Here is a 17,178-nt window from a genome sequence, read left to right as displayed (position 1 = left end):
GGTCGTAATAATGACCTGAAAATAAGCCGTTTATGCGCCGACTGTTCAGATAATTATTACGACCGTTTATTTTATTGGCCACGTTGCCGTGGCCAGAGAGTAACAATCAACGCTTAGCGATAAATTTCCGCATTGCCGCGCCAGTTACTGGAGTCCCCGGGGGTGTCCAGGCCGATAATGCGGTAATGGCTGGCGCCGTCCGCCGCGGCTTTTTCTTTCAGGGCGGTGATGGCGTCATGCGGTGAGCCGCTAATGCCGGAAACCGACACGACGCCGATGCTTTGCAGATTGGCGGCCTGCTCGCTGTTGACCTGTTTCACCGACGACAGCGGCGCGGCGAAAGTGGAGAAGGAAGCGGCGGCGATCAATACGGCTGCGATGCTTGGGATAAGTTTCATGATTGACTCCAGGTGTTCTTGTTTATTAGCTCGTTGTCAGTGATGTTAATTATCCGCTAGCCAATGAAAACGGACGTCATGCAACGTAAAGAACATCAATCATTGTGAGGAGAATAAGGAGGATATGAGTGCGAGTGTGTATTTTCAGGCAGGAATGACTTTATTGAGTTCACCTTACCCCTATTTGATGAACAATTAAAGACAGGGCGAAAGAAAGAACGCACGCCGCCGCTATTTAAGATTTTTTACCCGCCGAGGCGCGCTGAGCTACGCTGATTTTGTGGCTTACCCTTTTAAGGAAGAACGCTTATGTCGCAAAACCTGCTGCGCGTGCGTGACGGTCAGGGCGCGTCGGTCTCATTCTCCGAACTGCTGTTCGATCTGATCTACGTTTTCGCCGTGACCCAACTTTCCCACTATCTGTTGCATCACCTGACGCTGACCGGCGCGCTGGAAACCCTGCTGCTGTGGTTCGCCGTCTGGCTGGCCTGGCAATACACCGCCTGGGTCACCAACTGGTTCAATCCCGATACCCGTCAGATCCGCCTGCTGCTGTTCGCGATCATGCTGCTAGGGCTGTTCGCCGCCGCCGCGCTGCCACAGGCGTTTGGCGAACGCGGTCTGATCTTCGCGCTGTTCTACGTCGCCATTCAGGTTGGCCGCTCCGTCACGGTGCTACGCCTGCTGGCGCCCGATCATCCGTTAAAACAAAACTTTCGCCGCATTCTCGGTTGGCTGTGCATCTCCGCCGTCTTCTGGATCGTCGGTGGGCTGGCAGAAGGCAATGCCCGCCTGGCGCTGTGGGCGATCGCCGTCTTGTGCGAATACGTCTCGCCGATGTTCGGCTTCCGTTTACCGGTCCTGGGGCGCTCGGACAGCAGCAGCGAATGGACCATCGAAGGCCACCATCTGGCAGAACGTTGCCAGCTGTTCGTGATCGTAGCGCTGGGAGAAACCATTCTGATCACCGGCGCCACCCTGAGCGAGATGGAAAGCTGGAGTCTGCCGGTGCTCATCGCCTCGCTGGTGGCCTTTCTCGGCAGCCTGGCGATGTGGTGGGTTTACTTCGACACCAGCAGCAAAGCCGGCAGCCACGCCATCAGCCAGGCGGAAAACCCCGGCCAACTGGGCGCTTATTTCCATTATGTGCACGTCGCGCTGGTGGGGGCGATCATCGTCTGCGCCGTGGCCAACGAGCTGGTGATCGCCCATCCCGACGGCCGTATCCAACACGCCACGGCGGCGGTGCTGCTGCTCGGCCCGGCGATTTACCTGTTCGCCAACGCGCTGTACAAACGGCTGGTGTATCACCGTTTTCCGCTGTCGCACCTGGTTGGGCTGCTGGCGCTGGCGGTATTGGCCCCTATCGCCTATTTAACCGATCTGCTGATGGTCAATGGCCTGACGACGCTGATCATGGTGATGGTGGCGGTGTGGGAGAGCATCTCGCGCGGCAGAGCGCCGCAGCAGCATGCGGAAGCCTGACACAAACGGGGGCGCTATCGCCCCCGCTGTGAGATTGATGACAAACCTCATGCCATTGCCGGGTTTGCAAAGAGCAGCGGATAAAAAACAAGGAAAATCAATTTATTGATTTTCGGCTGATGGCCACAAAGGAGGAAAAACCACGTTTTTTCCTCCTTTGTCAACGGTCTGACGGGGGCGCTATCGCCCCCCTATCTCGGTCACTTCAAGGGTTGCGGCAAGGTGAGCACCCAAAGCTCACTCAGCGATTCCGGCTGCTCCAGAGGGCGCAATTCGATGCGGGCGTCGGTTTTGTCGCCTTCGAGGCTCAGCCGCCCTCCTTTCTCCAGCTGATAGTCACCGATTTTCTTGCTCTTTGGCGACGCATCCACCAGCTTGGCCTGCAAGCCGAAATCGTTGTCATTGATCACCGCCAGCGTGCGATTGTCGATCAGCGCCAACCCTTCCGCTTTCTCCTGGCGCCAACCCAACTGACGCAGATCCGCCACTTCCCGTTTCTGCGCCAGCTTCACGCCGCGTTTAGCCAGATCTTTCGCATCATCGAACTCCAGCGCTTTACCCTGGCCGTCAAACGCGCTCAGATCGCTGGCCTGCGCGAGATCCACCAGATAGATCTTGTTGATCATCGTCTTTTCTTTACCGGTTCCCTGTTCAATCAACAGGATGCGCTGGTTGTCCAACGCCACGACATCGCCAATTTTGGCGTCTTTGGCTTTTTTATAGCTGTCGATATCGATGGGATAGCCGTACATCGCGGTTTTGCCACTGCGCGGATCGAAGCTCACCAGCCGGGTAAACTGCGCCTTGTTTTTGCTTTTGCCGTCGACATCCAGCGTGCTCTGCACCGCCGCCAGAATGCGCCCATCCGGCATCCGGGTCAGCCCCTCAAAACCGCGGTTAGGCTGGCGCCACTTCAGGATGTTCGGTAACCCGCTCACCACCGCCTGCTCGCCGGCCTGCGGCGTTGGGCCATATTTGGCGAGGATTTTACCTTTGCCGTCGACATGGATCAGAAACGGGCCGTACTCATCGCACAGCCAATAACCGCCGTTACCGTCACCGATGATGCCTTCGGTATCCAACCCGCGGCGATCGCCGGACAGCGGTTGCAGCGCGTCGTTCAACGCCACTTCGTTCGTGGAACCAATCAGCTCACTCGGCAGCGGCAGCCCGCTAATCGGCCCTTTTTCGTCATGCAAGGGCCGCGCATTCTCGGCCACGGCCTTGCCGCCGCCGATACGAATGTCCATCAACAGAGGCGTGAATTGCGGATTGGCGAAAATCTTGGCCTCTTGCTTGCCTACCGCCGGGGCATCGGCATTCGGGCCGCGATCGGTCAGCGTCGTCAGCACCAAATCGTCGCCCTGCTTCTTGTTGAACATCAACCCGGAGCCGATCCCCACCGGCAACCCCTGCGGGAAATGCTTGGCGAACGCCCCCTGATAGGCGACGCGTTCCCCACCGGGGAAGCCGACCACATAACGCGCCACCTCAATGTCGGCAGCGTGGGCCAATACAGGAAACAGTGAAGCCAACAGCAGGGAGAGCGATTTTATTTTCATATTTATTACCCGAGGTTAAATGAAGCGTTGTCAGGCAGAAGACGATATTAATTTAGCATGACACTTAGATGACAATAGGCAATTCGTCAAATGCACATCAGGCAATAAGGCTGGCTGGCAAATAGAAATTAGCAATTAACCTGAGCGTATTGAATGGAGAAAACCGCTGGAAAAAACCGCCCGGAAATAACCCGTCATTTTGCTTAGGGTAAATTCTGATAACAAAGATAAAAAAATCGGCAAACGCGCGTCAACACGGCGAAAAACGGTGTTTTCTCATAGACAAAATAAAATACCAGGGATTTAATACCGCCGTTATTCAAGGTGCATTAAGAAAATTCTATAGAATATCTGCATGAACTGAAAAAGCTGTTCTATAGTTTTTAGTGCTAACGCCCGTTAGTCAATTCCGCAGGATGGAATCTATGTCAAAGCGACTTTTTGCTGAATTTTTTGGCACATTTTGGTTGGTGTTTGGTGGTTGTGGTAGCGCAGTATTAGCAGCGGCATTCCCACAACTGGGTATTGGTTTCCTCGGCGTCGCGCTCGCTTTCGGTCTGACCGTGGTGACGATGGCCTATGCCGTCGGCCATATTTCCGGCGGGCACTTTAACCCGGCGATCACCGTCGGCTTATTCGCCGGCGGCCGTTTCGCGGCGAAAGACGTGATCCCTTACGTGATCGCACAGGTGATCGGCGGTATCGCCGCAGCGGCGGTGCTGTATCTGATCGCCAGCGGCAAAGCCGGTTTCGACGCCACCGCGGGCGGTTTCGCCTCCAACGGTTACGGCGAACACTCACCGGGCGGTTATTCTCTGCAATCAGCCATCGTGATTGAGCTGGTGCTGACGGCCTTCTTCCTGATCGTTATTCATGGCGTAACCGACAAGCGCGCGCCGGCAGGCTTTGCCCCGCTGGCGATCGGCCTGACGCTGACGCTGATCCACCTGATCAGCATCCCGGTGACCAACACCTCCGTCAACCCGGCGCGCAGCACCGGCGTAGCGATCTTCCAGGGCACCTGGGCGCTGCAGCAGCTGTGGGTGTTCTGGCTGGTGCCGCTGGTCGGCGGCATTATCGGCGGCCTGATCTACCGCTGCCTGCTGGAAGACAAAAAATAAGCGTATCGCAGTCGATCGCGTTTCACGGGGCAGCCTTCATCGGCTGCCCCGTTGCTTTCAGCCCTTCGTCACTTCAAACATCATGATATCGCTGGTAAAGGAGCCATCCAGCTGAATCGCGAAATGCTCCGCCACCTCTTGCGACACGCTTTGCTGCAGCGCGCGGATCGCGGTGACGAAATGCGCCGGGGTGCGCATGCGCGCCACCCAGCTGTCGAACTCCAGCATCAATCGATCCGACGTCACCTCACGCACCACCAGCCCGGCTTCGGTCAATAACGCCAGCCACTCGCCTGGCGCATAGTTGCGCACATGCGAGGTATCACGCAGCACTTCCACGGTTTGCAGGTAGATATCCAGCAGCGGATGCCCCGGCGAGACCACGTCCATAAAGATCGCTCTGCCGCCCGGTTTGAGCACCCGCCTGACCTCACGCAGCGCCTGGCCGACATCGTGCCAGTGGTGCGCCGAATAGCGGCTGATGACCAGATCGAAGCTGGCGTCCTCAAACGGCAAAGACTCCGCCACGCCTTGCTGCAGCTGAATGTTACCCAGGCCTTTTTCCGCCGCCGCCAGCTTCACCACCGCCAGCATTTGCGCCGACAGATCGTAGGCCACCACCTGCGCCACCCTGGCCGCCGCGGTGAAGCTGGCATGCCCGGCGCCGCAGCCCAAATCGAGCAGACGCGCGTCGGCATGCGGCGCCAGTAACTGCGCGAGGCGTTGCAAATCCTTGCCCTGCGCATGTACCGCGCTGGTTAAGTAGGCGTTGGCCTGCTCGCCGAACTGCCGGTCTACCGCGTTTTTGTGGCTGTTGCTGTTGCTCATGTTTGCTCCTGTTATTATCCGGCTTGCGCCTGTGCCTGAAGGCTTTTCGGCTACTATAATCAGGCTACTATACGGGTACAATATGAGCAGTTATCCTGGTATAAATAGGTACCACGCTATGTCATCAGAAGCCTTATCCGGGCCAAAAGCCCTCGGCGCATTTCTGCGCGCGCACCGCGAACGCATCACGCCGGAAATGATCGGCCTGCCTAGCTCTTCGCGCCGCCGCACCAGCGGCCTGCGCCGCGAAGAACTGGCGCAAATCAGCGGCATCAGCGCCACCTGGTATACCTGGATCGAACAGGGCCGCGAGGTGTCTATTTCCCCCTATACGCTGGCACGCATCGCCAAAGCGCTGCGGCTCGGCCCGGCCGAACGCCACTACCTGTTTACCCTGGCGCGCATCGCCGATCCCGAGCAGGAAGCGCACCGCGAAACCGCCAACGACGCGGTGCTGCAGAGCGTGCATCAGATGACGGTGCCCTGCTATCTACTGGACGTGACCTGGAACGTCGTCGCCTGGAACCCGCAGGCGGCGGCGCTGTTCCGCGGCTGGCTGGATGTGGCCAACAGCCCCAACCTGCTGCACTTCATGTTCTTCCACCCGTTGGCGAAAACGCTGGTCAGCGATTGGGAGGAACGCGCTCGCCGCGTGGTGGCCGAGTTTCGCGCCGAGACCAGCCATCATCAAAATACCGAAGAGATGCGCGCCTTCGTGCGCAACATGACGCACAACAGCGCGGACTTTAATCACTGGTGGAAGCAGCATGACGTGATGGCGCGCGAAGGCGGCGAAAGAGCGTTCGAACATCCTCAGCAAGGCGCACTGCGCTATCGCCAACTCACCTTCCATCCGGCGGAGCACGCCGGTCTGAAGCTGGTGATGCTGATCCCGCTGCCGCAATTGGTAACAAATTCATAGGCAGGTTTACCCACCATTTATTTATTGGTTCATGTAAACGCGCTAGGGTGATTGTTACCGATGATAGTCATCATCCAGCAACGTTATTTATCTCCCGAGGTACGCCTATGCAATCCGAAGAACAACGCCTTATCGATGGTCTGTTTGGCCGCCTGAAAGACGCCGAGACCAAGACGGGCCCACGGGATCTCCAGGCAGAGCAGCAAATCAACCAGCATATTCGCGAGCAGCCTTCCGCCCCTTATTACATGGCGCAGGCGATGATCATTCAGGAAGCAGCGCTCAAGCAGATGGACCAGCGGGTCAAAGATCTGGAAGCCCAGGTCGCGCAGCTGCAGCAAACCGCCCACGGCCAGCAAAGCAGCGGCGGTTTCCTGGCCGGTCTGTTTGGCGGCGGCAGCCGCACGCCAAGCCCGCGCGAACAGTATCAGGCGCAGCAGCAAAATACGGCGGCCTGGAACAACGCGCAGCAACAGCCTCAGCAACCGGCCTATGCCCAACCGCAGCAGGCGGCGCCTTCACGTGCCGGCGGCTTCCTGGGCGGCGCCTTGCAAACGGCGGCGGGCGTCGCCGGCGGCGTGGTATTGGCCGACATGCTGACCGGCATGTTCCGCCATTCGCAGCCGCAGGAAATCGTGAATATTATCGAAGAAACCCCGGCGCCGCTGGACGACAGCGCGATGCGCAATTTCGACGCCTCCAACAACCTTGATACCTTCAACAACGGCGACGGTGGCAGCTTCCTGAACCAGGACAACGGCTTCCAGAACGCCAACTATCAGGACGACACGGACTACGCCGACGACGATTACAGCGACGACGACGACTCCTTCCTGTAATGCCCTCTCCCCCTCTCACCCGCAGAGGGGATTTCCCGTTTCGCCAATCTGGTCTACAGTGAACACTGTTCATTTATCCAGCGGAGAGAAACGATGACAAGCTTTAATCCTGCCACCCCTTTCTTCAGCGAACGCCTGCAGATGCGCCCACCGGTAATGGCGGACCTCGCACGTTTCTACGCCATCTTTGGCGATCCGCAAACGCAGCGTTTCAATCCCGCCGGCCCACTCACCAGCGAAGCGCAGGCCGCATCGGCGCTGCACGAGAGGATTGCCGGGTGGCAACAACACGGTTACGGTTCCTGGGCGATCGCTCTGCGCGAACGGCCGGATTGGATTATCGGCTTTGGCGGATTGTCCCGGAAAGCGCTCGGGGCGCAGCGCACCGTGAACCTCGGCTATCGCTTCGATACTCGCGTCTGGGGCATGGGATTGGCCACCGAGATGGCGCGGGCTTCGCTGCAATACGGTTTTGTCGGATTGGCGCTGGAGGAGATTTCCGCCATTGTACGTGCGGAGAATCAGGCCTCGTGGCGAGTATTGGAAAAGGTCGGTTTACGGCGGGTGGATACGCTGGATGACGTGCCCGGCGCAGCGCCGAGCCTGGTGTATACGCTAAAGCGCGGCGACTATCAGGGTTGATCGTCGCTGATTTTGGCCAACGCCATGCGGTAAGATTTGACCTTCTGACGCTTTTTCAACCAGGTGGTGGTAGACACGATAAACACCGCGCCCGACATCGCCAACACGCCGGTCGGGTGGCCGTAAAACACCATCAAGGCAAAGTACACGGCGGAAACGATCGCCACCCATTTCGCCGTATTGCCCATGTCGTTCTTCTCCTGGGTCAAACGGCGGATGTGCTCTTCTTCACTGATTCCCATACGCGCTCCTTGTTGGCTGAACGCTCCATTATATGGAGCTGGAGTGTTGATATTTCAAGCGGTTGGATGGTAAAGAAGCGTAAAGCTCAGGCCGGCGGTTCCTGCCGCCGGGGCAGATAACGCCCGGGCTGATCGGTGCCCGGCAGGCCGGTGCCGTCGTTGCGGCCAAACAGCCGGTAGCGATTGCCGGCGACCGCATCATAGACCTTGTCCGCCAGTCGCGGCGGCAGGTAACGCGCCAGCGCCAGTACGCGGTACGGCCACCCCACTTGACGCAGCGCCTGAAACAACGCCGCCGAACGTAGCCAACAGCGCCCCTGCTCAACATAGACCACGGAATCGAAACGATCGGTAGGCAATCCCAGCGCCTGCAGGATCGCCTGCCCTTCGGCGGATTGCACCGTCGCCAACAGAATGCGCCGCTGCCGATCGGCGCGAATAAGATACCTCACCAGCCCGTGACACAGATTACATTCGCCGTCGAACAACAGCGCGCGATCGCCGGGCTGGAGATAAGGCAGATGTGATAAAGGGGTCATCCCGCCTCCCGAAAAACGCTCGCCTTAGCCTAACGCGCCTAGCGCGCCCAGGCCAGAGCGGGATGACAGGGCGTGTTAAGGCGCGGGCGGTGCGTCAGGCACCGCCACCACCGCGACGCGAACTTCGTAATGTTTGGCGCTGCCCGCCGGGATCACCGCCGTCAGTTTGTTGATGGTTTCCACCGGATTGTCGCTGGCCGAGGTGGCGCAGAACAGCTCGCCGCCGTGGCAGAACCCCGGCTTGGGCGGGTGCCCGCCCGGGAAAGGCGGCATGCGCATCGGTTCATCCGCCACAGGCGGCAACGCTTTGGCCGCAGGCGCCTCGGGGGCCGACATCGCGCTCGCGCTGAACAACAGCGCCATGCCCATGCAGGGCAGCGCCAGGATCTTGATTGCTTGTTTCATTGAATTAGCCTCATTTGCCGGGTTCGGGATTACGCTACCCCGCCCCCGGCCCATGAGAAAGCCGCTTTTCGCTATCTTTTCGCCCCGCTACGTTTTGCTTACATCCCGCGTCTAACGTGATGAAAGGCGAAAGGTTGGGTAAAGGGCCGTCGCGTTACTTGCCGTTCGTCAGCGTGTTGTAGCTGGTCATCAGATTGCGGTAGTCCGGGATATGGTTGGAGAACAGCGCGCCCAGCCCTTCGATGTCATTGCGCCAGTCGCGGTGCAGCTCGCAGGCGACGCCGAACCAGGTCATCAACTGCGCGCCGGCGGCCTCCATGCGGCTCCAGGCCGACTGACGCGTCAACTCATTGAAGGTGCCGGAGGCGTCGGTCACCACAAAGACCTCGAAACCTTCATTGAGCGCCGACAGCGCCGGGAATGCCACGCACACTTCGGTTACTACTCCGGCGATGATCAGTTGCTTGCGGCCGGTGGCTTTTACTGCCTTGACGAAGTCGTCGTTGTCCCAGGCGTTGATCTGGCCAGGGCGAGGAATGAAGGGAGCATCGGGGAATTGGGCTTTCAGTTCCGGCACCAGCGGGCCGTTGGGGCCGTTTTCGAAACTGGTGGTAAGAATGGTCGGCAGGTTGAAGTATTTCGCTAAATCACCCAGCGCCAGCACGTTGTTTTTAAACCGATCGGGATCGATATCACGCACCAGCGAAAGCAGCCCTGCCTGATGATCCACCAGCAATACGGCGGCCTGGTCTTTGTCGAGGCGCTTGTAGTTTGCAGTCATGGTTTTACTCCTGTGGGGTTGATGTTGCGGATGAAACGCCCCGCCTGGCGGCGGGGCGTTGAGGTTTAAGTGTAGCGCCTGAGCCGGGGAACACGGCCCGCCCCAGGCGCCAAAGTTCAACCGGCGCTCGCTTCGGCGTTCATGCTGCCGAACTTACCGCTGTTGAAATCGCGGAACGCCTGCTGGATTTCCGCGTCGCTGTTCATGACGAACGGGCCGTAGCCGACGATAGGCTCATCGATCGGTTCGCCGCTCAGCACCAGCAGTGCGACGTCATTGTTAGCTTCGATGGTGATCGAATCCCCCGCCCGGTCGAAACGCACCATTTGGGTTTCGCGCACCACGTCTTCGCCGTTGACCAGGATCGCACCGTGCAACATCACCAGCGCCAGCGTATGGCCTTCTTTCACCGTCAGCGTGGTGGTATGGCCGGCATTCAGCTTCATGTCCCACACGTTGAGCGGGCTGAAAGTGCGTGCCGGGCCGGCGTGGCCGCCAAAGTCACCGGCAATCACCCGCACCTGCCCGGCGCCGTCCGCCAGCGGAACCACCGGAATATCGGCGTTCAGCAGCGTCTGGTAACCCGGCTCGGCCATTTTGTCCTTGGCCGGCAGGTTAACCCACAGCTGCACCATTTCCATGGTGCCGCCCTTGCGCGAGAAGTCCCGAGAATGGAACTCTTCGTGCAGAATGCCAGAGGCGGCGGTCATCCACTGGACGTCGCCGGGGCCAATCACCCCACCGCTGCCGGTCGAGTCGCGGTGTTCCACTTCGCCCTGATAGACGATGGTCACCGTTTCAAACCCGCGATGCGGGTGCTGACCCACGCCACGAGTGCCGGAGGCGGAGCGGAATTTGGTTGGCGCTGCGTGATCCAGCAGCAAGAACGGGCTCATTTCCGCCCCCAAATCGTTATAAGAGAACAGCGAATTCACCAGGAAACCGTTACCGACCCAATGTGCTTCCGGGCTGTTGTGAATACCGAGGATTTTTTTCATCTTGAACTCCCGTTTCAGACCTCACGGCCTTAAGTTGATGTCAGAAGTTTAATCCGCCGGGGTTTGCTGCAGTAGTAGGCAAGATGTACACTCAGCGTTCTACTGATAGAACGATAAGGGATGCGATGCTGACCGATCTGAACGACCTGTTTTTCTTCGCCAGCGTGGTCGATCACCAGGGATTCGCCCCCGCCGGCCGGGCGCTGGGCATTCCCAAATCCAAGCTCAGCCGCCGCGTGGCGCTGCTGGAAGAGCGGTTGGGCGTGCGCCTGATCCAGCGCTCGACGCGGCGCTTCTCGGTGACCGAGCTCGGCCAAACCTATTACGCGCACTGCAAGGCGATGCTGGTGGAAGCGGAAGCGGCGCAGCAAGCGATCGAGCAGACCCGCGCCGAGCCCTGCGGCACGGTGCGCATGTCCTGCCCGGTGGCGATCTTGCACACCCGCGTCGGCAGCATGGTGGCAGCTTTTATGGCCGATTACCCCAAGGTGACGGTGCATCTGGAAGCCACCAACCGCCGGGTGGACGTGGTGGGGGAAGGGTTGGATCTGGCGATCCGCGTACGGCCGCCGCCGCTGGAGGACAGCGATCTGGTGCTGAAGATCCTCGCGCAGCGCACCTGGTGCGTCGCCGCCAGCCCGGCGCTGGTGCGCACCCTCGGGCCGGCGCAAACGCCGGAAGACCTGCGTAAATACCCGACGCTCGATCTCGGCCCGGCGCGCGCTCAGCACCAATGGCGGCTGACCGGCCCGCAGGGTGAACGGGTGGAGTGGGAACACACGCCGCGGCTGGTCACCGACGACATGCTGATGCTGCGTACCGCCGCCATCGCCGGCGCCGGCATCGTTCAGCTACCGGCGATGATGATGCGCGACGACATGCTGCGCGGCGAGCTGGTGCAACTGTTGCCGGGCTGGCAGCCACAGGGCGGCGTGGTGCACGCAGTCTACCCGTCGCGCCGCGGCCTGCTGCCGGCAGTGCGGCTGCTGCTCGACTATCTGGGGGAGCAATTCGCCAGCATTGAAGAAGAGTGATCAGGCGGTGATTTCGATCGCGTTGCCATCCGGATCGCGAATGACGGCCTCGTAGAAGCCGTCGCCGGTCCAGCGCGGCGCGGACAGCAAAATGCCCTCCTGCTGTGCGCGCTGCGCCAACCGATCGACCTGCCGCTCATCCCCCAGCGACAGCGCGATGTGCGCCCAACCGACCCGCTCCTCCTGCGCCTGCGCCGGCAGCAACGTCGGCACGCACATGATCTCCAGCGACGGCCCGGCCGCCAGTCTGACGAAGCGGGAAACGAACCCCGGCCGGTTGCGGCTGACATACTCCTCCCCCGCTTCACCGTTGAAATAGCGCTGCCAGAACGCCAGCTGCGCGTCGATGTCATGGGTCCACAGGGCAACATGGGCTATTTTCATCATCATTCTCCGATCGATAAATCGCTGTGCCAGATCTGGCCGCCGCCTTGCGCCACCTGCAACTCAAGCTGCGGGTGCGCGCCGCGCGCCGTCACCAGATGATCCACCCGCCCGGCGGGCAGGAAGGGGTAAGGGGCATAGGTATTGAGTTTGTCGCGGGTGCACAGCACCGCCACGCTGCCGGCGCGCGTCAGTAAGCGCTTTTTGAACGTGGCGTCCTGATAGCTCAATGCGGAAAAGCCACCGGCCGGGTCGTATGCGCAGATGCCGGTGAACACCAGATCGAAATGGAACCCGTCTATCTCTTCCGCCGCCTTGGCGTCCACGCAGCCGCCGACCTGCGCATCCAGTTCGCCGCCGATCAGGATGGTGCGGATCCCCGGCCGTTCCAGCATTTTGCCGGCGATGCTCAACGCATTAGTTACCACCGTCAAACGCCGATCGCGTGGCAACAGCTCTGCCAGATACAGGTGGGAGCTGCCGGCATCGAGGAAGATCAGCTGTTCTTCGCCGATCACCCCCAGCGCGGTCTGCGCCAACGCCAGCTTCTCATCGCCGCTGAGGGCAATGCGCGCCGTCATGGGGCCTTCGGCCGGGGTCGGCGCCAGCGCACCGCCATAGATGCGTTTGCACAGGTTCTGCGCCGCCAACTGGCGCAGATCGCGGCGGATGGTCGCTTCGGTGGTATTCAGCCGCTGCGCCATCTCCAGGGCCAGCACCCGCCCCTGTTGGCGAAGCGTGTCGAGAATGGCCTGATGGCGCTCATTGGGTAACAGTTTGGACATCGCGGGGATCCGGTGGCGCTAAAGTGATCATAAATGTACACAAACGTACATAATCGAACAATCACTTTTTTGGTAACACTCGAGCGGCAGTGCTCGTCTAGACTGAAAGTGACATCACCAATAAGGGATTATGACGCGATGACCTCCGCCGTGCTTTATACGCTGTTTCCCGCCGCAGCCACCGTCGTCGGCGCAGCGGTGGCGCTCTATCGCCGCCCCGGTGACGCCGCAATGCGCGTCATCCATCACTTTACCGCCGGCATCGTTTTCGCCGCCGCCGCCACCGAAATCCTGCCCGATCTCAAGCAGCAGTCGCCTGTGGCGGTGTTGCTGGGCGGCGCTGCGGGGGTGCTGTTAATGCTGCTGGTTCGGCGGCTGGGTGAAAAAGCGCAGGGGCCGGTCGGTTTTATCGCCGCGGTCGGCGTCGATATCTTTATCGATGGGCTGGTGCTGGGTATTGCCTTCGCGGCCGGCGCCAAGGCCGGCCTGCTGTTGACGCTGGCGTTAACGCTGGAAGTGCTGTTCCTCGGATTATCGATCGTCGGCGATTTGAAAGACTTTCTCGGCAGGCGGCTGCGTGCCATGGCGGCGATAGTCGGCCTGGCGCTGCTGCTGCCCATCGGTGGCCTGCTGGGGGCGCCGGTGGCCATGCTGGGCACATTTTGGCTGACCGCCTTTTTGGCCTTTGGCCTGATCGCCCTGCTCTACCTGGTGACCGAGGAGTTGCTGGTCGAAGCGCATGAGGGCGGGAAAGAGACACCGTTCGCCACCGCGATGTTCTTTACCGGCTTCCTGCTGCTGTTGTTGCTAGAGGAAGGTTTGGGGTAAAAAACGGGAATTTCATGGCGCATGCCGCCCGATGGCAACGCTTTGGCTATACTGTGGCAAGCGAAGTTACCGCAGACGTAACGGCTTGGGCGTAAAGGGAAAACGATGTTATTGACGATCGCAAGGTGGCTGTTTCAACTCCCCGGGAAGCTGTTCGGGCTGATTTTCAAAAATCGCCTGAGGATATTTTTGTTCTTCATGCTGGTCGCCATCGCGGTGCTCGGCGCCAAGCGCTATCTGCGCGCCCACCAGTATGACGACGAGTTCAGCCTCGCCGCCCCCGCCGATTACAACCGCGCAATAAAGCGCGAAATGCCGTTGCGCGAAGCGCGTGAACAGTGCGGTGGGCCGTTGCACGACAATGCCGGCCAGCCGTGGCCCGCCTCAGCCGGTTATCTGCATCAGCCGACCAGGCTGCCCGCGACCAGTCTGCATCGGCTGACGCTGGATAATCAGGGCAACGATTTCGCGGTGCTGGTCAAGCTGGAAACGCCGGCGGCGCCGCAGCAGCTGGCGGAAGTCTTTATTCCGCCCGCTGGCAGCTTCGAGGTAAAAATCAATGCCGACGCGGAACACGTGATGAAAATCAAGAACATCAAGACCGGCTGCATGTTCCGCTCCAGGTCATTCAACCTGGATAAACAGCGCGATTGGCGCATGCCGCTGACGCTACAGAAGGACGGCAGCCTGCAGCTGCAATCTATAGGCGATCGCCAATTCTGATCGGGCGCCGGGCAGAAAGAGCCGGCGCCGCATAGGGTTACTTTTTCACCGGATGATCGCGGCGGAACAGTTCCCAGCTTTCAATTTCCTGCCCACTCGGCAAGGTACAGGTGGAATACTGGCCTGCCGCATTCTCTTTGGCGTTCAGCTTGCCGCCGATTTTGGTGCAATACACGTCGGCCGGGTTCGCCATGCCGATCGGTTTCACCTGCGGCGGTGGTGGCGCCTCGTTGGATTTCACGGAACACCCCTGCAACATCGTCATCCCTGCCAGCAGGGAAAGCATCAACGTTTTTTTCATTTTTTCAGCTTATGCAAAAACGAACGGCGGAGCGCTCCGCCGTTCGCTCATCATGAAATAAAGGATTTGCCCTGTTTCAGCACCAGATCGCAGGCTTTTTGCTTCACCTTCTCGGTGATCTGCGAGGTGCCCAGGCTGTTCAGATCCAGACTCTTGCCTTCGCCAGTCTGCAGCAAGCCGCCCAGGCCCTGCTGATAATCCTGGCTCTTGGCGTCTTCGGTGCTGGTGATGCCCAGCTTGCTGAGCAGCTGATCTTTCACCCCTTCGGCGCCGTTAGCCGACAGCACGTTGTTTTTCACGCAGTACTGCAGGATACCGGCGGCATTGGTCATGCTGCTGGAGCTCAGCGCCTTGTCGCCGCCGTTCAGCAGACCGGTCAACGAGGAGAGTGACATGCCGCTGCTGCTATCGCCGCCCGACTTGCTCAGTTCACCCGCCGCGCTGCTGAGGGAATCCATCAGCCCGGCGGCCTGGGAGGCACCGCTGGCCAGGGTAGCGGACAGCGCCAAGGCCAGCAGTAAACGATGTTTGGTGATCATAGTGGTGAAACTCCTGTAATAACGGCATGCGATCGGCGCAGCGCGCCGGGATACCCTTCCGACGCCGCCGACGGCGACAAGTTCCTTTTATCTCGCCACCGCGCCGTTTTTCGGAATTCAGGAAGTTTAGAACTGCCAGCGCAGCCAGGCGAAGAACACGTTGCCGTTGTTATAGGTACCGGGAATGTAGGTCGCCTGGAACGTCAGCCGCTGATAGCCGATAGAGGCCAGCGGCAGCGGCGCCGGAATAGGGATGTATTTCCAGTTGTCGCGCGCGGTGACGCTGGCGGTGAAGCCCAGCCCCAGGCGGAAATCCTTGTCATCCAGCGGGCGCCAGATCTTCTCGTAGGCGTAACCACCGATCGGCTCCCATTTGTTGAAGGAGTCCTTGAACGCCATGATGTAGATGCCGTGCCAGTCACCGTCGCTGTCGTAGCGGGAGATGCCGTAACCGGCGCCCCACGGGCGCTCGTTGTACTTATCGATATGTTCATCATCGTAAGTCCAACGGTTGTGCCAGGTGATGGCCGGGATATAGAGATCGTGGTTAGGCGAGTTGTTCCAGGTCTCCGCCACGTTATCGGTAAAACGCTGCCATAGACCCGGTTTTTCAGCCTGTGCGGTATTGCCACTTTCTGTACCAACCTCAGCGTAAGAAGGCAGTGCAGGAAATATCAACGCCAGAGAACATGCCAAAAGAGTCCGTTTGAGAAACATCGTAAAGCTCCTGTAAAAATACGGCCGCAGATTCTTACCGATAGCCCAAGCAAGATCAAGCTGTATCTAATTTATCCAACGCCCGTTGTGCTTTGGTTAAGTTTAGCACCGGAATATTCCCAATAATTTTTAACAGGTTGCACCGGTTTCCCCTATGCTATCGCCTTTAGGAGGGCAAAACCGTGGGAAAAGTCCGCTTTGTCGTTCGCTACTCGCGGGCCAGGTGCTTGACCAATACATCGACATCGAGGCGGTTCACAAATTCCAGAGAATATGAGGAATAGAGGCCGAACAGGCGGTTTTGGTGCCCGACCACCACCAGATCGATGCCAGCCTGATGAATGAAATCGCTCACGTCCTTAAAGCGCCGGATGGTGACGATTTCCTTGACCGCAACCGGCGCCTCGACGGCGCTCACCAGCCGGCTCAGCATCGCCTTGGCGGCGATCACCTCCTGCGCCTGGCGATCTTTGACCAGCGCATCGCTGCCGTACTCCAGCTCGGCGTAGTCGGCGTTAAGGTGGCCGACGGTGAGGGCAATCGGCAGCCCGCGCACCATCGCCACCGTTTGACGCAGCAACGGCAGCCCGTCACGCTCATCATGAATCAGTACCAGAATATGTCGATAGCTTTTCATCGCAGTTCCCCCCACAGGCCAGTACCGCTGGGACATCATCCCCTCTGGTAGGTATACGCCATCTGCGCGCACGTAGAGAAAAGTTTACGTATCACTTCCTACGGAATGTGATGGCCACCACGTTATATTAATGCCCGTGACGGCACATTTTAGCGCCGGCCCGACGTGGCGCGCACTGCAGGCCCGTAAAGCAAAGCTGACGAAAAAAGGCGGACAAAAAACGATCGTTGTTAATTTTTTGTTTTTGATTGGTTACAAGGTGGTTTCATGAAATAAGCGTGCGGCGGATCACCAAAATCCCCCTTTACGCCAGGTTCTGCTTTTCTTTCCCAGGCAAAAAGCGTTACGCCACCCGATGGGATTTAACGCGGCGTCAAAAGTACCGGATGACTCACCCTGCATCACGATAAATGCCAATGCGCCGCCGCTTCTCTAGCGATATACCGACAATGAAAAATACCGTCTCTT

22 protein-coding genes are annotated in these 17,178 nt (G+C 59.3%); 8 read left to right on the top strand and 14 right to left on the bottom strand.

Features of this window, described 5'->3' with window-relative positions; all coding sequences use genetic code 11:
* Positions 1 to 113 precede the first annotated feature (113 nt).
* A complete protein-coding gene (locus tag GUC32_RS04480) occupies positions 114 to 398 on the bottom strand; it encodes a YdgH/BhsA/McbA-like domain containing protein (protein WP_004940519.1) in 285 nt (94 codons plus the stop codon).
* Between the two features lie 309 nt (positions 399 to 707).
* On the opposite strand from GUC32_RS04480, the gene GUC32_RS04475 reads away from it, so the two are divergent.
* On the top strand, positions 708 to 1,883 hold the full coding sequence (locus GUC32_RS04475) for a low temperature requirement protein A (RefSeq protein ID WP_043135588.1): 1,176 nt from the start codon (positions 708 to 710) through the stop codon (positions 1,881 to 1,883).
* A gap of 200 nt (positions 1,884 to 2,083) precedes the next feature.
* Here the strand turns inward: GUC32_RS04475 and GUC32_RS04470 are convergent, their stop codons facing one another.
* A complete protein-coding gene (locus GUC32_RS04470) occupies positions 2,084 to 3,445 on the bottom strand; it encodes an esterase-like activity of phytase family protein (protein WP_342094905.1) in 1,362 nt (453 codons plus the stop codon).
* Positions 3,446 to 3,870: 425 nt separating this feature from the next.
* Here GUC32_RS04470 and aqpZ point away from each other — a divergent pair, with 425 nt between their 5' ends.
* Positions 3,871 to 4,566 (top strand): aquaporin Z, encoded by a 696-nt coding sequence (gene aqpZ, locus GUC32_RS04465; RefSeq protein ID WP_025301712.1) that lies wholly within the window; start codon positions 3,871 to 3,873, stop codon positions 4,564 to 4,566.
* Between the two features lie 57 nt (positions 4,567 to 4,623).
* Here aqpZ and GUC32_RS04460 read toward each other — a convergent pair whose 3' ends face one another.
* Entirely contained in the window at positions 4,624 to 5,394 is a 771-nt protein-coding gene (locus tag GUC32_RS04460) for a class I SAM-dependent methyltransferase (RefSeq protein ID WP_193402555.1), read from the bottom strand.
* Positions 5,395 to 5,512: 118 nt separating this feature from the next.
* On the opposite strand from GUC32_RS04460, the gene GUC32_RS04455 reads away from it, so the two are divergent.
* The 3 genes from GUC32_RS04455 to GUC32_RS04445 all read left to right on the top strand — a co-directional run bounded on the left by GUC32_RS04455 (position 5,513) and on the right by GUC32_RS04445 (position 7,797).
* Positions 5,513 to 6,316 (top strand): helix-turn-helix transcriptional regulator, encoded by an 804-nt coding sequence (locus GUC32_RS04455; protein ID WP_025301710.1) that lies wholly within the window; start codon positions 5,513 to 5,515, stop codon positions 6,314 to 6,316.
* A 107-nt stretch (positions 6,317 to 6,423) separates the two neighbouring features.
* A complete protein-coding gene (locus tag GUC32_RS04450; RefSeq protein WP_369435580.1) occupies positions 6,424 to 7,155 on the top strand; it encodes a DUF2076 domain-containing protein in 732 nt (243 codons plus the stop codon).
* 93 nt (positions 7,156 to 7,248) lie between these two features.
* A complete protein-coding gene (locus GUC32_RS04445; RefSeq protein WP_025301708.1) occupies positions 7,249 to 7,797 on the top strand; it encodes a GNAT family N-acetyltransferase in 549 nt (182 codons plus the stop codon).
* Here GUC32_RS04445 and GUC32_RS04440 read toward each other — a convergent pair.
* The 5 genes from GUC32_RS04440 to GUC32_RS04420 form a co-directional block, all read right to left on the bottom strand.
* Positions 7,788 to 8,039, bottom strand: a complete 252-nt coding sequence (locus tag GUC32_RS04440) for a hypothetical protein (RefSeq protein ID WP_025301707.1) — start codon at positions 8,037 to 8,039, stop codon at positions 7,788 to 7,790. The two genes, GUC32_RS04445 and GUC32_RS04440, sit on opposite strands and share 10 nt — an antisense overlap.
* Before the next feature lie 86 nt (positions 8,040 to 8,125).
* Complete coding sequence (locus GUC32_RS04435; protein WP_025301706.1) at positions 8,126 to 8,578, bottom strand: DUF393 domain-containing protein; 453 nt, start codon at positions 8,576 to 8,578, stop codon at positions 8,126 to 8,128.
* 75 nt (positions 8,579 to 8,653) lie between these two features.
* Positions 8,654 to 8,983, bottom strand: coding sequence for a hypothetical protein (locus tag GUC32_RS04430; RefSeq protein ID WP_025301705.1), 330 nt, complete (start codon positions 8,981 to 8,983; stop codon positions 8,654 to 8,656).
* 154 nt (positions 8,984 to 9,137) lie between these two features.
* Positions 9,138 to 9,764, bottom strand: coding sequence for an isochorismate family cysteine hydrolase YcaC (gene ycaC / locus GUC32_RS04425; RefSeq protein WP_025301704.1), 627 nt, complete (start codon positions 9,762 to 9,764; stop codon positions 9,138 to 9,140).
* A 116-nt stretch (positions 9,765 to 9,880) separates the two neighbouring features.
* Entirely contained in the window at positions 9,881 to 10,762 is an 882-nt protein-coding gene (locus tag GUC32_RS04420) for a pirin family protein (RefSeq protein ID WP_016928920.1), read from the bottom strand.
* 125 nt (positions 10,763 to 10,887) lie between these two features.
* Here GUC32_RS04420 and GUC32_RS04415 point away from each other — a divergent pair, with 125 nt between their 5' ends.
* Positions 10,888 to 11,796, top strand: coding sequence for a LysR family transcriptional regulator (locus GUC32_RS04415; protein WP_043135578.1), 909 nt, complete (start codon positions 10,888 to 10,890; stop codon positions 11,794 to 11,796).
* Here GUC32_RS04415 and GUC32_RS04410 read toward each other — a convergent pair whose 3' ends face one another.
* Positions 11,797 to 12,180, bottom strand: coding sequence for a VOC family protein (locus GUC32_RS04410; RefSeq protein WP_089180581.1), 384 nt, complete (start codon positions 12,178 to 12,180; stop codon positions 11,797 to 11,799).
* A gap of 2 nt (positions 12,181 to 12,182) precedes the next feature.
* Positions 12,183 to 12,965 (bottom strand): DeoR/GlpR family DNA-binding transcription regulator, encoded by a 783-nt coding sequence (locus GUC32_RS04405; protein WP_043135576.1) that lies wholly within the window; start codon positions 12,963 to 12,965, stop codon positions 12,183 to 12,185.
* 138 nt (positions 12,966 to 13,103) lie between these two features.
* On the opposite strand from GUC32_RS04405, the gene GUC32_RS04400 reads away from it, so the two are divergent.
* Together GUC32_RS04400 and GUC32_RS04395 are read left to right on the top strand one after the other, a co-directional pair.
* Complete coding sequence (locus GUC32_RS04400; protein WP_369435579.1) at positions 13,104 to 13,793, top strand: transporter; 690 nt, start codon at positions 13,104 to 13,106, stop codon at positions 13,791 to 13,793.
* A 105-nt stretch (positions 13,794 to 13,898) separates the two neighbouring features.
* Complete coding sequence (locus GUC32_RS04395) at positions 13,899 to 14,516, top strand: hypothetical protein (RefSeq protein ID WP_049206229.1); 618 nt, start codon at positions 13,899 to 13,901, stop codon at positions 14,514 to 14,516.
* A gap of 37 nt (positions 14,517 to 14,553) precedes the next feature.
* On the opposite strand, the gene GUC32_RS04390 is transcribed toward GUC32_RS04395, so the two are convergent.
* From GUC32_RS04390 to GUC32_RS04375, 4 genes are all read right to left on the bottom strand, one after another.
* The gene (locus GUC32_RS04390) at positions 14,554 to 14,817 is read right to left on the bottom strand and encodes a DUF333 domain-containing protein (RefSeq protein WP_043135572.1); all 264 of its coding nucleotides are present in this window, start codon (positions 14,815 to 14,817) and stop codon (positions 14,554 to 14,556) included.
* A gap of 50 nt (positions 14,818 to 14,867) precedes the next feature.
* A complete protein-coding gene (locus tag GUC32_RS04385) occupies positions 14,868 to 15,356 on the bottom strand; it encodes a DUF2501 domain-containing protein (RefSeq protein ID WP_350430084.1) in 489 nt (162 codons plus the stop codon).
* 126 nt (positions 15,357 to 15,482) lie between these two features.
* Positions 15,483 to 16,073 (bottom strand): lipid IV(A) palmitoyltransferase PagP, encoded by a 591-nt coding sequence (pagP, locus tag GUC32_RS04380; protein ID WP_025301698.1) that lies wholly within the window; start codon positions 16,071 to 16,073, stop codon positions 15,483 to 15,485.
* Positions 16,074 to 16,281: 208 nt separating this feature from the next.
* Positions 16,282 to 16,710, bottom strand: a complete 429-nt coding sequence (locus GUC32_RS04375; protein WP_025301697.1) for a universal stress protein — start codon at positions 16,708 to 16,710, stop codon at positions 16,282 to 16,284.
* Positions 16,711 to 17,178 lie beyond the last annotated feature (468 nt).

It is taken from the genome of Serratia sp. NGAS9, assembly GCF_009905295.1.
Classification (GTDB): Bacteria; Pseudomonadota; Gammaproteobacteria; order Enterobacterales; family Enterobacteriaceae; genus Serratia; species Serratia bockelmannii.
The sequence above is the reverse complement of the archived record's forward strand: the minus strand, read 5'-3'. Positions and strand labels throughout refer to the sequence as shown.

Coding starts and splice junctions, on each gene's coding strand:
- GUC32_RS04480 (WP_004940519.1), bottom strand. CDS start 398: ATGAAACTTATCCCAAGCATCGCAGCCGTATTGATCGCCGCCGCTTCC.
- GUC32_RS04475 (WP_043135588.1), top strand. CDS start 708: ATGTCGCAAAACCTGCTGCGCGTGCGTGACGGTCAGGGCGCGTCGGTC.
- GUC32_RS04470 (WP_342094905.1), bottom strand. CDS start 3,445: ATGAAAATAAAATCGCTCTCCCTGCTGTTGGCTTCACTGTTTCCTGTA.
- aqpZ (WP_025301712.1), top strand. CDS start 3,871: ATGTCAAAGCGACTTTTTGCTGAATTTTTTGGCACATTTTGGTTGGTG.
- GUC32_RS04460 (WP_193402555.1), bottom strand. CDS start 5,394: ATGAGCAACAGCAACAGCCACAAAAACGCGGTAGACCGGCAGTTCGGC.
- GUC32_RS04455 (WP_025301710.1), top strand. CDS start 5,513: ATGTCATCAGAAGCCTTATCCGGGCCAAAAGCCCTCGGCGCATTTCTG.
- GUC32_RS04450 (WP_369435580.1), top strand. CDS start 6,424: ATGCAATCCGAAGAACAACGCCTTATCGATGGTCTGTTTGGCCGCCTG.
- GUC32_RS04445 (WP_025301708.1), top strand. CDS start 7,249: ATGACAAGCTTTAATCCTGCCACCCCTTTCTTCAGCGAACGCCTGCAG.
- GUC32_RS04440 (WP_025301707.1), bottom strand. CDS start 8,039: ATGGGAATCAGTGAAGAAGAGCACATCCGCCGTTTGACCCAGGAGAAG.
- GUC32_RS04435 (WP_025301706.1), bottom strand. CDS start 8,578: ATGACCCCTTTATCACATCTGCCTTATCTCCAGCCCGGCGATCGCGCG.
- GUC32_RS04430 (WP_025301705.1), bottom strand. CDS start 8,983: ATGAAACAAGCAATCAAGATCCTGGCGCTGCCCTGCATGGGCATGGCG.
- ycaC (WP_025301704.1), bottom strand. CDS start 9,764: ATGACTGCAAACTACAAGCGCCTCGACAAAGACCAGGCCGCCGTATTG.
- GUC32_RS04420 (WP_016928920.1), bottom strand. CDS start 10,762: ATGAAAAAAATCCTCGGTATTCACAACAGCCCGGAAGCACATTGGGTC.
- GUC32_RS04415 (WP_043135578.1), top strand. CDS start 10,888: ATGCTGACCGATCTGAACGACCTGTTTTTCTTCGCCAGCGTGGTCGAT.
- GUC32_RS04410 (WP_089180581.1), bottom strand. CDS start 12,180: ATGAAAATAGCCCATGTTGCCCTGTGGACCCATGACATCGACGCGCAG.
- GUC32_RS04405 (WP_043135576.1), bottom strand. CDS start 12,965: ATGTCCAAACTGTTACCCAATGAGCGCCATCAGGCCATTCTCGACACG.
- GUC32_RS04400 (WP_369435579.1), top strand. CDS start 13,104: ATGACCTCCGCCGTGCTTTATACGCTGTTTCCCGCCGCAGCCACCGTC.
- GUC32_RS04395 (WP_049206229.1), top strand. CDS start 13,899: ATGTTATTGACGATCGCAAGGTGGCTGTTTCAACTCCCCGGGAAGCTG.
- GUC32_RS04390 (WP_043135572.1), bottom strand. CDS start 14,817: ATGAAAAAAACGTTGATGCTTTCCCTGCTGGCAGGGATGACGATGTTG.
- GUC32_RS04385 (WP_350430084.1), bottom strand. CDS start 15,356: ATGATCACCAAACATCGTTTACTGCTGGCCTTGGCGCTGTCCGCTACC.
- pagP (WP_025301698.1), bottom strand. CDS start 16,073: ATGTTTCTCAAACGGACTCTTTTGGCATGTTCTCTGGCGTTGATATTT.
- GUC32_RS04375 (WP_025301697.1), bottom strand. CDS start 16,710: ATGAAAAGCTATCGACATATTCTGGTACTGATTCATGATGAGCGTGAC.